The organism is Salmonella sp. NW38, from assembly GCF_051807745.1.
Taxonomy (GTDB): Bacteria; Pseudomonadota; Gammaproteobacteria; order Enterobacterales; family Enterobacteriaceae; genus Salmonella; species Salmonella enterica.
The window spans coordinates 47,895-60,882 of the sequence record NZ_JAMMTO010000004.1 but is presented as its reverse complement, the minus strand read 5'-3'; the positions used below and the strand labels follow the sequence as shown (position 1 = coordinate 60,882).

The 12,988-nt window shown below is 54.5% G+C and carries 9 protein-coding genes; 3 read left to right on the top strand and 6 right to left on the bottom strand.

What is annotated here, in order from left to right; genetic code table 11:
* Positions 1 to 5 precede the first annotated feature (5 nt).
* The 4 genes from feoB to greB form a co-directional block, all read right to left on the bottom strand.
* Positions 6 to 2,324, bottom strand: coding sequence for a Fe(2+) transporter permease subunit FeoB (gene feoB / locus NA624_RS08655; protein ID WP_000736973.1), 2,319 nt, complete (start codon positions 2,322 to 2,324; stop codon positions 6 to 8).
* Between the two features lie 18 nt (positions 2,325 to 2,342).
* A complete protein-coding gene (gene feoA, locus NA624_RS08650) occupies positions 2,343 to 2,570 on the bottom strand; it encodes a ferrous iron transporter A (RefSeq protein WP_001160955.1) in 228 nt (75 codons plus the stop codon).
* A gap of 436 nt (positions 2,571 to 3,006) precedes the next feature.
* Positions 3,007 to 5,337: a Tex family protein gene (locus NA624_RS08645; RefSeq protein WP_000980661.1), complete on the bottom strand. Its 2,331-nt coding sequence runs from the start codon at positions 5,335 to 5,337 to the stop codon at positions 3,007 to 3,009.
* Between the two features lie 98 nt (positions 5,338 to 5,435).
* Positions 5,436 to 5,909: a transcription elongation factor GreB gene (greB, locus tag NA624_RS08640; protein ID WP_000856695.1), complete on the bottom strand. Its 474-nt coding sequence runs from the start codon at positions 5,907 to 5,909 to the stop codon at positions 5,436 to 5,438.
* Positions 5,910 to 6,134: 225 nt separating this feature from the next.
* On the opposite strand from greB, the gene ompR reads away from it, so the two are divergent.
* Positions 6,135 to 6,854: an osmolarity response regulator transcription factor OmpR gene (ompR, locus tag NA624_RS08635; RefSeq protein WP_001157751.1), complete on the top strand. Its 720-nt coding sequence runs from the start codon at positions 6,135 to 6,137 to the stop codon at positions 6,852 to 6,854.
* A complete protein-coding gene (envZ, locus tag NA624_RS08630) occupies positions 6,851 to 8,203 on the top strand; it encodes a two-component system sensor histidine kinase EnvZ (RefSeq protein ID WP_001253818.1) in 1,353 nt (450 codons plus the stop codon). The genes ompR and envZ overlap by 4 nt, the downstream gene beginning before the upstream one ends.
* A gap of 74 nt (positions 8,204 to 8,277) precedes the next feature.
* On the opposite strand, the gene pckA is transcribed toward envZ, so the two are convergent.
* Positions 8,278 to 9,897, bottom strand: a complete 1,620-nt coding sequence (gene pckA, locus NA624_RS08625; RefSeq protein ID WP_001265689.1) for a phosphoenolpyruvate carboxykinase (ATP) — start codon at positions 9,895 to 9,897, stop codon at positions 8,278 to 8,280.
* Positions 9,898 to 10,276: 379 nt separating this feature from the next.
* Between pckA and NA624_RS08620 the strand changes: the two genes are divergently transcribed.
* On the top strand, positions 10,277 to 11,986 hold the full coding sequence (locus NA624_RS08620; protein ID WP_000446439.1) for a DUF4153 domain-containing protein: 1,710 nt from the start codon (positions 10,277 to 10,279) through the stop codon (positions 11,984 to 11,986).
* Positions 11,987 to 12,096: 110 nt separating this feature from the next.
* Here the strand turns inward: NA624_RS08620 and hslO are convergent, their stop codons facing one another.
* Complete coding sequence (hslO, locus tag NA624_RS08615) at positions 12,097 to 12,975, bottom strand: Hsp33 family molecular chaperone HslO (protein ID WP_001135571.1); 879 nt, start codon at positions 12,973 to 12,975, stop codon at positions 12,097 to 12,099.
* Between the last annotated feature and the right edge of the window lie 13 nt (positions 12,976 to 12,988).

Sequence of the window (12,988 nt, the reverse complement as noted above, 5' to 3'; positions counted from 1 at the left end):
ATCCCTTAGTGACAATTGCCCGCAGTGCCCGAACAACAGGAACTGACGTTTTTGCGGGTTGCCAGCAGTTCAATGTCTACACGGCTGCGGGCGCGGCGCAACAGGCTTAACACCACAACGTTAAAGACGATCACTGCCAGAATACAGATCAGACTGTATGTCGGGTGTTGACTGAAGCTGGTAACCTGGTAGAACAGCGTGGCGAGCGAATAGGCGATATTCAGTCCCCACAGGATGGAGAAGCCCATCCAGCCGCGGCTGGACTCGCGGGCGATAGCGCCCATTACCGAGATACACGGTACGTAAAGCAGGACGAAAATCAGGTAACTGTACGCCGCCGCGGCGCTGCCGAATTTTTGATCCATCACGCCCATCGCGCCGGTCGCCATTTCGCCGTCGCCTTTACTCGCTTCGATCGGGTTAGCCAGTACGCTCAGGCTAAAGGTGTCTTTCAGGCTTTGCCAGGTATCGTCAACCGCGCCCAGCAGTTCATCGCCGAGGTGGAAGTCGGCAGGATTAAACGCTTCGTCCTGAATATTTTCGGCGGTGTAGAGCGTGTTCAGCGTACCGACGACAACCTCTTTCGCCATGGCGCCCGTAAACAGACCCACGGTCGCTTGCCAGTTATCCTCATGGACGCCGATCGGTTTAAAGACTGGCGTGATAACCCGGCTTACAGAGGCGAGGGCGGAGTCATTAATGTTATCGACGATTTTGCCGCTCAGCGAGAAACTGTTAAACGCGCTCAGGAAAATACTCACGATGATAATGACTTTACCGGCGCGTAGTACAAAACCTTTCAGGCGTTGCCAGGTCTGGATGATCAGGCTCTTGATATGCGGGACGTGGTAAACCGGCAGCTCCATCACAAACGGAGAGGCTTCGCCGCGCATAATGGTATGCTTCAGCATCAGGCCGGTTAATACCGCCATGACAATACCCAGCACGTACAGCGAGAAGACCGCCAGCGCGCCGTTTTGCCCGAAGAAGGCGGCGGCAAAGACGGCGAAAATCGCCAGGCGCGCGCCACAGGACATAAACGGCGCCATCATGATGGTCATCAGGCGTTCGCGCGGAGCGTCAAGCGTGCGGGCGCCCATCACGGAAGGTACGTTACAGCCGAAGCCGACAATCAGCGGTACGAAGGATTTACCCGGTAGTCCCAGCGCCTGCATCAGGCGATCCATGACGAAGGCCGCGCGCGCCATATAACCGGAGTCTTCAAGGAAGGAGAGGAACAGGTACATCATCCCGATTTGCGGCACCAGCGGCAGGACGGTATTGATCCCGCCGCCAAGACCTTGCGCCAGGAAGATGGTTAACCAATCCGGGAAGTGCAGCGTGTAGCCAATCCATTGAATGCCATGAATAAAGATGGCGACGGAACCGGCATCAAACAGGGGTTGCAACGCGCCGCCGATGTTAATGGCGAGCAGGAACATCAGGTACATCACGAACAAAAAAATCGGTAAGCCGAGGAAGCGGTTCAGGATAATTTTATCGACCGCCCTGGTGAAGCGGCTGGGTTCGGCTGTCAGGGTATTGCTGACCACGTCGCAAATAGCGGCGATACACTGATAACGGGCGTCGGCGATATGCAGCGCCGGGTCGTCCATTTCGTCCTTCAGACGGGCCAGGGAGGTGTCCAGGTTTTGCGCCGCCTCGCCTGCGTAAGCCCGGCTGTAGATATCGCCCTCCAGCATTTGCAGACCCAGCCAGCGGCGCTGTTGTAAAGGCATCTCCTGGGCCATCGCGTCGGCCAGGAAATCCGCTTCGCGCAGCAGCGGCTGGGCATAATGCACCAGTTCGACGTTGTCGTTAGCGTTGTGACGGTCAATGGCCAGTTTCAGCGCCTCGATACCGCGACCGCGAGTCGATACCAGCGGTACGACAGGACAACCCAGACGCGTGGACAGAGCGTCGACATCAATACGAACCTGCTGTTTTTCAGCGATATCCAGCATATTGAGCGCGACAATACAGGGGATACCCAGCTCCAGCAGTTGCAGCGTCAAATAGAGGTTGCGCTCCAGATTGGAGGCGTCCACAACGTTTATCAACAGATCGGCGTCGCCGCTCAGGATGTAGTGGCAGGCGATCTGTTCGTCGAGAGAGGTTTGTGACGAGATGGTCGTCAGAGAATAGGTGCCGGGTAAATCTACCAGCGTGACCTGGTGGTCAGTTGTCGCGAACTGGCCCTCTTTACGCTCGACGGTGACGCCCGCCCAGTTCCCCACGCGCTGACGCGCGCCGGTGAGTTGGTTAAATAAGGTGGTCTTGCCGGAATTAGGATTACCAATTAAACCAATGGTTAATTTTTTCATTTTTATAGACTCACTGTATTAACAGGAAACCGCTTCCACTTCTATTAACGCCAAATCCTTTTTACGCAAAACCAGACTCACGCGTCGTGTTTCGATATGGATCGGATCGCCTAAGGGCGCGACGCGGACGACATTAAATGAAGAGCCGGGCAACATGCCGAGCGAAAGCAGTTTTTGACGATACGCCGGGCTGATTTCACGCGCAAAGCCGGTGATTTTCCACGCAGTGTCAGGAGTGAATTGCATACGACCTACTTGTTTCTTACTAACTGGATGTATACCTCATGCGGCGCTCAGGGGGGCGGCAGGAGACCCGATGTTTAGCCAACGAAGGAAAGAGTAAATAATCAACAACACAATGATAATGAGAATGGTTTCTATCTTCAACGATTAAAATGTGACGGAATGTACAAATAAGCGATAATTTGCGCCGATGTTGATATGGCTCAACATTTATTTGTCTTTTTGCAAATACCCCTAATGTGCAAATATTCACCGTTTTTAATGTTTAATTAAGGTTTCATCTGTTAATAAAGTGATAATTAATAGTGCGGATAGCAGAAGAAAATTAATTAACAGATTCTAATGGGTAAGATTTAATTGTTAATTAAAAAAGAAAGGGTTGGACGTATTGCAAAATCGCAGGCCGGATAAGAAGTAACCCGGCCTGCGTATTACCCGATTAGCGTTTTTTTCCCATTGCGGCTGCCAGCGCGTCCATCATGGCGCTGTTACCGGCTGGCTGAGCGTCACGACCGCGCGGTTTCGCCGCTTTAGATGCCGGGCGGTTGCCCTGAGCGCGATCGGCGCCGCCGCCGCGGCGAGCGGCGGTTTCGCCGGGCTGTTCGTCCAGACGCATCGTCAGCGCAATACGCTTACGTTGCAGATCCACTTCCAGCACTTTCACCTTCACGATGTCGCCCGCTTTCACCACGGTGTGCGGATCTTCAACGAACTTATTCGAGAGCGAGGAGATATGCACCAGGCCATCCTGATGAACGCCGATATCGACAAACGCGCCGAAGTTAGTGACGTTAGTGACCGCCCCTTCCAGAATCATCCCCGGCAGCAGGTCGTTCATGGTTTCGACGCCATCGGCGAATTGCGCGGTTTTAAATTCAGGACGCGGGTCGCGGCCCGGTTTTTCCAGCTCTTTGATGATATCGCTCACGGTCGGCACGCCGAATTTATCGTCGGTAAAATCAGCGGCCTTGAGGTGACGCAATTCGTTGCTGTTGCCCATCAGATCTTTTAGCGCTTGCTGCGTCGCCGCCAGAATGCGTTCGACAACCGGATAGGCTTCCGGGTGGACGGTGGAGGCATCCAGCGGGTTATCGCCGTGGTTAATACGCAGGAAGCCCGCGCACTGCTCAAACGCTTTCGGCCCCAGACGGCTCACCTTCAACAGTTGCTGGCGGTTCTGAAACTGACCGTTCTCATCGCGCCAGGCGACGATGTTTTGCGCCATCATGCGCGTTAAGCCCGCGACGCGGGTCAGCAGCGGTACGGAGGCGGTATTCAAATCGACGCCGACGGCGTTTACGCAGTCTTCGACCACCGCATCCAGCTTACGCGCCAACTGGGTCTGGCTGACATCGTGTTGATATTGGCCGACGCCGATGGATTTCGGATCGATTTTCACCAGTTCCGCCAGCGGATCCTGCAGGCGACGCGCGATAGAGACCGCGCCGCGCAGGGAGACGTCGAGATCCGGAAACTCCTGCGCCGCCAGCTCAGAAGCGGAATACACGGACGCCCCCGCTTCGCTGACGATCACTTTCTGCGCCGTCACGTTCGGGAACTGTTTCTGTACGTCGAGATAGAAGCGTTCGGTTTCACGCGAGGCCGTACCGTTGCCAATCGCGACCAGTTCGACGTGGTATTTTTCGCACAGCGCGGCGATCACGGTAGCCGCTTTGGCCGCCTGACCGGTATGCGGATAAATGGTATCCGTCGCCACCAGCTTGCCGGTGCCGTCAACGACAGCGACTTTTACGCCGGTACGCAGGCCAGGATCAAGGCCCATCGTGGCGCGCAGGCCTGCGGGGGCTGCCATCAGCAGGTCGTGCAGGTTACGGGCAAACACGTTAATCGCTTCATCTTCCGCACGTTCGCGCACGGTGCCCATCAGTTCGGTTTCGAGGTGCATTAAGACTTTGATACGCCACGTCCAGCTCACTACGCCTTTGCGCCAGCTATCCGCCGGGGCGTTATTTAGCCGCAGGCCGAGATGGTCCATGATGATTTGCTCGCAGTAGCTTTCTTTCGGCGGCTCATCAAACTGTGGGTCGGCATTGAGCGAAAGTTGCAGAATGCCTTCGTTACGACCACGGAACATGGCCAGCGCACGGTGAGACGGGACGTTAGCAATGGGCTCATGATGGTCGAAATAGTCGCGGAATTTTGCCCCTTCTTCCTCTTTGCCGCTCACGACCGTGGCGACCAGATGGGCGTTCTTCCATAGGTAATCACGCACTTTCGCCAGCAATGCGGCGTCTTCGGCAAAGCGCTCCATCAGAATGTAGCGTGCGCCGTCGAGCGCGGCTTTCGTGTCCGCCACGCCTTTGTCGCCATCAATGTACTTTGCCGCTTCCACGTCAGGATCGTGGGACGGTTCGTTCCAGAGCAGATCGGCCAGCGGCTCAAGGCCGGCTTCAATGGCGATTTGTCCACGGGTGCGGCGTTTAGGTTTATAGGGCAGGTAGAGGTCTTCGAGCTCGGTCTTACTTAACGTAGCGTTGATGGCGCCAGCCAGCTCATCGGTCAGTTTGCCTTGTTCGGAAATGGACTTGAGGATGGCCTGACGCCTGTCTTCCAGCTCACGCAGATAGCCCAGACGCGTTTCCAGGTTACGCAACTGCGTGTCATCCAGACCGCCGGTGATTTCTTTACGATAACGTGCGATAAACGGCACGGTGTTCCCTTCGTCAAGCAGGCGAACGGCAGCTTCAACCTGCCCGGCATTTGCCTGGATTTCACCCGCAATAATGCGGCAGAAAGAATCATTCATCATGGGTTAGCTTCGTCTTCAGGATAAAAATCAGGGGATAGTTATACGGATTGGCTGGCAAAAATGCCAGCCATCAGCGGGGGCTTAGGATTCTTCTTGTCTTATTTGACGTATTCGATCGCATTGACGTACCAGTTTGCTTCGCCGACAGGGGTGTTAACCACCGCCAGATCGCCCACTTCTTTTTTCAGTAGCGCCCGCGCCATCGGCGAGTCGATAGAGATGTAATCCTTACGTCCGAAAATTTCATCGTAGCCGACAATGCGGAACTTCAGCGTATCGCCGTCATCATTTTCAATTTCCACCCAGGCGCCGAAGAAGACTTTGCCCTCCTGCTGCGGGGAATAATCCACGATTTTGAGATTTTCCATGCATTTGGTCAGATATCTGACGCGTCTGTCGATCTCACGCAGGCGCTTTTTATTATACTGATAGTCGGCATTCTCGCTGCGGTCGCCCAGACTCGCAGCCCAGGTCACTTTTTTGGTGACCTCCGGGCGCTCTTCACGCCAGAGATAATTGAGCTCTTGTTTGAGTGTTTCGTACCCTTCGCGGGTGATCAGGGGCGTTTTCATCTCGTTGATTTACCTTTGCTGTCGATATTGCGCACACGGGGTATAACGTGATCGTCCCGACAGAATAAATAATGGGGTTGCCGATTAATTGTATATTTAAGCTGCTGTTAAATATGCTTTGTAACAATTTAGCCTGAAATTCATACCAGAATTTGCTGGTGACTCACGTGAGCTTTTTTAAGAATACACACTTACATTTGTTGCGAACCTTTGGGAGTACAGACAATGCAAGAGAATTATAAGATTCTGGTGGTTGATGACGATATGCGTCTGCGGGCGCTACTGGAACGTTATCTGACCGAGCAGGGCTTCCAGGTTCGAAGCGTCGCTAACGCCGAGCAGATGGATCGTCTGCTGACCCGTGAATCTTTCCATCTCATGGTACTGGATTTAATGCTGCCAGGTGAAGATGGTCTGTCGATTTGTCGTCGCCTGCGTAGTCAAAGTAATCCAATGCCGATCATTATGGTCACGGCGAAGGGTGAAGAGGTTGACCGTATCGTCGGGCTGGAAATCGGCGCCGATGACTACATTCCTAAACCGTTTAACCCGCGCGAGCTGTTGGCGCGTATCCGCGCCGTGCTACGTCGTCAGGCAAACGAACTGCCCGGCGCGCCGTCGCAGGAAGAGGCCGTTATCGCGTTCGGTAAGTTTAAACTGAACCTCGGTACGCGCGAGATGTTCCGTGAAGATGAACCGATGCCGCTGACCAGCGGGGAGTTTGCGGTACTGAAAGCGCTGGTAAGCCACCCGCGCGAGCCGCTCTCTCGCGATAAGCTGATGAATCTGGCCCGTGGCCGCGAGTATTCCGCGATGGAACGCTCCATCGACGTCCAGATCTCCCGCCTGCGCCGTATGGTGGAAGAAGATCCGGCGCATCCGCGTTATATTCAGACCGTCTGGGGCCTGGGCTACGTCTTCGTACCGGACGGTTCTAAAGCATGAGGCGAATGCGCTTCTCGCCGCGAAGTTCATTTGCCCGCACGCTGTTGCTCATCGTCACCTTGCTGTTCGTCAGCCTGGTGACGACCTACCTGGTGGTGCTGAACTTCGCGATTTTGCCGAGCCTCCAGCAGTTTAATAAGGTTCTGGCTTACGAAGTCCGTATGCTGATGACCGATAAGCTGCAACTGGAGGACGGCACGCAGTTAGTCGTGCCGCCTGCGTTTCGTCGGGAAATCTATCGCGAGCTGGGGATCTCTCTCTACACCAACGAAGCCGCCGAAGAGGCCGGGCTGCGTTGGGCGCAACACTACGAATTCTTAAGCCACCAGATGGCGCAGCAATTAGGCGGCCCGACGGAAGTGCGCGTTGAGGTCAACAAAAGCTCGCCTGTCGTGTGGCTCAAAACCTGGCTGTCGCCCAATATCTGGGTGCGCGTGCCGCTGACCGAGATTCATCAGGGCGATTTTTCTCCGCTTTTCCGTTACACGCTGGCGATTATGCTCCTGGCGATAGGCGGCGCGTGGCTGTTTATTCGTATACAGAACCGACCGTTAGTGGATCTTGAACATGCCGCCCTGCAGGTAGGGAAGGGAATTATTCCGCCGCCGCTGCGTGAATATGGCGCCTCTGAGGTGCGCTCTGTGACTCGGGCGTTTAACCATATGGCAGCCGGCGTGAAACAATTGGCTGATGACCGTACGCTATTGATGGCGGGCGTCAGCCACGACTTGCGCACGCCGCTGACCCGTATTCGTCTGGCGACGGAGATGATGGGCGAGGAAGACGGTTATCTCGCGGAGTCGATCAATAAAGACATCGAAGAGTGTAACGCCATTATCGAACAGTTTATTGACTATCTGCGTACCGGTCAGGAAATGCCAATGGAGATGGCGGATCTCAATTCCGTACTGGGCGAGGTGATTGCGGCGGAAAGCGGCTATGAGCGTGAGATTAACACTGCGCTTCAGGCAGGCAGCATCCAGGTGAAAATGCACCCGCTCTCGATTAAGCGCGCGGTGGCGAATATGGTGGTTAATGCTGCCCGTTATGGCAACGGCTGGATTAAGGTCAGTAGCGGCACCGAGTCGCATCGCGCCTGGTTCCAGGTAGAAGATGACGGGCCGGGCATTAAGCCGGAGCAGCGTAAACATCTGTTCCAGCCTTTTGTACGCGGCGACAGCGCCCGTAGCACCAGCGGCACAGGGCTGGGGCTGGCGATTGTGCAGCGCATTATCGATAACCATAACGGGATGCTGGAGATTGGCACCAGCGAGCGTGGCGGATTGTCAATTCGCGCCTGGCTACCGGTTCCTGTGGCTCGCGTCCAGGGGACGACAAAAGAGGCATAAGAAAGGGAGGTATTACCCTCCCTTTCTTCTTAACGCCGGATGACGCCGTTCAAAGCCGCCATCCGGCCTCTTCCTTACAGCTTCGGTCCGGCGCTAACCAGCGCTTCGCCTGCCGGGGTATCCGTATACTTCTCGAAGTTCTCAATGAACAGTTTCGCCAGCGCGGTGGCTTTTTCCTGCCATTGTTCCGGCGACGCGTAGGTGTTACGCGGGTCGAGAATGTGGGTATCCACGCCTGGCAGTTCAGTCGGGATCGCCAGATCGAACAGCGGCAGACGGAAGGTTTCCGCGTTATCAAGAGAACCGTTCAGAATGGCGTCGATAATTGCGCGCGTATCTTTGATGGAGATACGTTTGCCGGTGCCATTCCAGCCGGTGTTAACCAGATAAGCCTGCGCGCCTGCTGCCTGCATACGTTTCACCAGCACCTCAGCATACTGCGTCGGGTGCAGCGTCAGGAACGCGGCGCCGAAGCAGGCGGAGAAGGTGGGGGTCGGTTCGGTGACGCCGCGTTCGGTGCCGGCCAGTTTAGCGGTGAAACCCGACAGGAAGTGGTACTGCGTCTGGTTAGCGGTTAAACGGGAAACCGGCGGCAACACGCCGAAGGCGTCCGCCGTCAGGAAGATAACCTTCGTGGCGTGACCTGCTTTGGACACAGGCTTAACGATGTTATCGATATGATAGATCGGGTAAGAGACGCGGGTGTTTTCGGTTTTGGAACCATCATCGAAATCAACGGTGCCGTCTTCGCGCACGGTGACGTTTTCCAGCAGCGCATCACGGCGAATCGCATGATAAATTTCTGGCTCCGCTTCTTTCGACAGTTTGATGGTTTTGGCGTAGCAGCCGCCTTCAAAGTTGAACACGCCGTCGTCATCCCAACCGTGCTCATCATCGCCAATCAGACGACGTTTCGGGTCGGTGGACAGAGTGGTTTTTCCGGTACCGGAAAGGCCGAAGAAGACCGCGACATCGCCTTTTTCACCCACGTTGGCGGAACAGTGCATTGAGGCGATACCTTTGAGCGGCAGCAGGTAGTTCATTACCGAGAACATTCCTTTTTTCATTTCGCCGCCGTACCAGGTGCCGCCAATAAGCTGAATGCGTTCAGTCAGGTTGAACGCCACGAAGTTTTCCGAGTTCAGCCCTTGCTCTTTCCACTGCGGGTTGGTGCACTTCGCGCCGTTCATGACAATAAAGTCAGGTTTGAAGCCTACCAGCTCTTCGTCCGTTGGGCGAATGAACATATTTTTAACGAAGTGGGCCTGCCAGGCGACTTCCGTAATAAAGCGCACGGAAAGACGAGTGTCGGCATTTGCGCCGCAGAACGCATCAACAATGAATAAGCGTTTACCGGAAAGCTGATGCGTCACCAGACCTTTCAGGTGTTGCCAGGTTTCCTGGGAAAGCGGCTTATTATCGTTTTTACCTTTACCCTTATCGGACCACCACAGCGTATCACGCGTGGTGTCGTCGCGAACAATATACTTATCCTTAGGCGAACGACCGGTAAAAATACCGGTATCAACGGCAACAGCGCCCAGGTTAGTTAACACGCCACGCTCATACCCTTCCAGACCAGGATTAAGTTCTTCCTGATAAAGGGTGTCGTAGCTGGGATTGTAAACGATATCCTGGACGTCGTTGATACCATAAGCCTTGAGATCTTGCGGGGTTAAATTGTTAACGCGCATATCACTGCTCCTTAGCCAATATATATTACCGAAAATAGTAAGGTTTTTTGAGGTTGGTTAACCGCGACAAGGCTCATAGATTTACGTATCTGGACAAAATCACGATTGACGAAAAACACTGTGACTCCTGTCACGCAGCGGCGGTTATTATGGCAGGAAACCTACTTTTGTTGTGGAAAATGTTCTGAAAACGTTAAAAGGAAGTGTTTTTGACCGACATAATGTGACTGTAATCGCATTCATGTAAGAAAGTTACGTAACACCAACATTAACAATATCGATTCACCTCTCTGCGTTTTTTTCTGAATTATGCATGACGACGCCTGGCGGTGAACAGATGATGCAATAATGCGACTTTCTCATCATTCTGGATAACGACATGGAAAGTGTAGCGCTTTCACGTACTACTCGCTGGGGTATGTTGCTCACCGGTTTGCTGCAGGGCGTCTTGTGCTACCTGCTGATGGCCTGGCTGGTACCACTAAATAGCGACTGGCTGTTCTATGGTATGCCTGCGACGATAGCGTTGTCGTCAATGCTATTGCTTACCGTGGTCTCCTTTAAACAGCGCGCGCTGTGGGGCTGGCTGGGGCTGATCTTTGTGGTCGTGCTGGCAATGAGCGGCTGGCTGAAATGGCAGGTTGAGGCGGTGGAGAAATGGCGCCTGGCTGAGCTCCTCTGGCTGTATGGTCTCCGGCTTGTGTTGATGGCGATGCTGGTATTGCCCTGGATGCAATATCAGCTACATTCGCAAACCGGTTCGGCGCGTTATCCCCAGTTTTATCTGCGGTTATGGCATAACGTACTGACATTGTTTATCGTCCTGGTCGCTAACGGACTGTTCTGGCTGGTACTTCTGCTCTGGAGCGCGCTATTCAGGCTGGTAGGCATCCGCTTTTTCAGTACCCTTTTCTTTGAAACTGAAGCCTTTATTTATGTGACCATCGGCTTGGTTACGGCGCTGGCGGTCATTCTCGCCCGCACGCAGTCGCGCCTTGTGGCGGCGGTGCAAAAGCTGCTGACGCTGATCGCGACGGGTTTACTGCCAGTGGTGTCGCTGCTGGCATTGCTGTTTATTGTGACGTTACCCTTTACCGGACTGGAGGCGATTTCTGCGCGTGTTTCCGCTGCGGGGCTGCTATCCACGCTGACGCTGATGCTGCTGCTCCTCGTGGCGATTGTCAACGAACCGCAAAAGCGCGTATTACCCTATCCGCGCGTACTACGCGGCATGATTAGCGCCTCGCTGTGCGTTGCCCCGATATATATGCTGCTGGCGGGCTGGGCGTTATGGGTACGCATTCAGCAATACGGCTGGACGCCGGATCGTCTGTATGGCGCGCTGACGGCGTCTGTCTTGCTGGTATGGTCCTTCGGTTATCTGATCGGTCTGTTACGCCGCGGACGCGACCCTGGTGAGTGGCAAGGCAAGGTGATACTGAGCGTCTCTTTGTTAACGCTGGTGATATTGCTGTTGCTGGCCTCGCCTGTACTTGATGTCTGGCGTATTAGCGTCAACAGCCATATGGCGCGTTACCATAGCGGTAAAATTACTGCGGATCAGATCAGCCTGTATATGCTGGATCACAGCGGCAAACCTGGCCAGGAAGCGCTGAAATCGTTGCGGGATGACGAGGCGTTTACGCAGAACAGAAAGCGCAATCGTGAACTGATGACGTTTTTGCAGAGAAATAAGGTCTCTCCGACGGCGGACGATTTAGCGCGGGTGGTGATGATTGCGCCCGGTAGCCAGAAGCCGGATGCCGCATTTTGGGCGTTTGTCAAAGAGCAGAGTTATTCGGACGATTCCTGCCTTGAACTGGATGCCTGCGTGCTGGTGAGTCAGGATCTTAACGGCGACGGTCAGCCTGAGCAGGTGCTGTATAACTTTATTGTTGCCGAGAGCCAGGTCTACGGCTTAAAAGAGGGGAAATGGACGCAGAAAGCGTTCGCCCGATTGCCGGACGGGTTTTCTAAGACGCAACTGTTGCACGCGATTGCCGGGCATCGGTTAGACTCAGCCCCCAAAGCCTGGCGCGATATCATTATTGATGGTAAGCGGTTGGATGTGGATTACTACAACGAGTAAGCTTTTTGCCGGATGGCGGTATAAATGCCTTATCCGGCCTACGGAGCGGGATGCTGTAGGCCAGATAAGCGCAGCGCCATCAGGCAATGACGTTGCTGACTACGAGGCGATTAGTGAACCTGTGGATCGGCTGGAGAGGCGTTGTTACGGATCTCCGCGATATCCATCGCATTGAACAGATAATGATTGCCGCAGTAATCGCAGTGCATATCGATTTCGCCTTCTTCCGCCAGAATGCTGTCCACTTCTTCATCCGGCAATGTTTTCAGCGCGCCCGCGCAACGTTCGCGTGAACAGGTACATTTGAATTCAACATCTTGCGGATCGTAGAGCGTGACTTCTTCTTCGTGATACAAACGCCACAGCACGTCATTTGCCGGTAACGTCAGCAGCTCTTCGCTTTTAATGGTTTCCGTCAACATAGCCAGATGGTCGAAATCCTCCGCCTGCGCGTTCTGTGCTGGCATCACCTGGAGCAACATTCCACCTGCCGCCGGTTTACCGTCGACATCGCCGGTACGGATAAACAGGCGCGTCGGCAACTGCTCGGAGCGCAGGAAGTAATCTTCCAGGCACGCCGCCAGAGTATCGCCTTCCAGACCCACCACGCCCTGATAGCGTTCACCCTCTTCCGGCGTAATGGTGATCACCAGATAGCCGTTGCCAACCAGCGTTTTGAGATCCGCATTGTCAGGGATGTCGCCCTGAACGCGAGCCACGCCGCGCATCTGCTGCTGATTATTGCCATTGATCACCGCCAGGCTTAACGGCCCGTCGCCCTGGAGCTGTACCGTAATGTCACCGGCAAACTTCAGCGTTGCGGTCAGCAGGCTAGTGGCGACCAGCAGTTCGGCCAGTACGGTTTTCACCGGCTGCGGGTAGGTATGATTGTCGAGGATCTGTTGCAAGGTTTCCGAAACGGTCACCAGCTCGCCGCGAACGGCAAAGTTTTCAAACAGATAACGATGTAATTGGTCATGTTGCGGCATAATCATCTCTCTT

Excerpts from the sequence above, each read along its gene's own strand:
- feoB (WP_000736973.1), bottom strand. The coding sequence starts at position 2,324 with ATGAAAAAATTAACCATTGGTTTAATTGGTAATCCTAATTCCGGCAAG.
- feoA (WP_001160955.1), bottom strand. The coding sequence starts at position 2,570 with ATGCAATTCACTCCTGACACTGCGTGGAAAATCACCGGCTTTGCGCGT.
- NA624_RS08645 (WP_000980661.1), bottom strand. The coding sequence starts at position 5,337 with ATGATGAATGATTCTTTCTGCCGCATTATTGCGGGTGAAATCCAGGCA.
- greB (WP_000856695.1), bottom strand. The coding sequence starts at position 5,909 with ATGAAAACGCCCCTGATCACCCGCGAAGGGTACGAAACACTCAAACAA.
- ompR (WP_001157751.1), top strand. The coding sequence starts at position 6,135 with ATGCAAGAGAATTATAAGATTCTGGTGGTTGATGACGATATGCGTCTG.
- envZ (WP_001253818.1), top strand. The coding sequence starts at position 6,851 with ATGAGGCGAATGCGCTTCTCGCCGCGAAGTTCATTTGCCCGCACGCTG.
- pckA (WP_001265689.1), bottom strand. The coding sequence starts at position 9,897 with ATGCGCGTTAACAATTTAACCCCGCAAGATCTCAAGGCTTATGGTATC.
- NA624_RS08620 (WP_000446439.1), top strand. The coding sequence starts at position 10,277 with ATGGAAAGTGTAGCGCTTTCACGTACTACTCGCTGGGGTATGTTGCTC.
- hslO (WP_001135571.1), bottom strand. The coding sequence starts at position 12,975 with ATGCCGCAACATGACCAATTACATCGTTATCTGTTTGAAAACTTTGCC.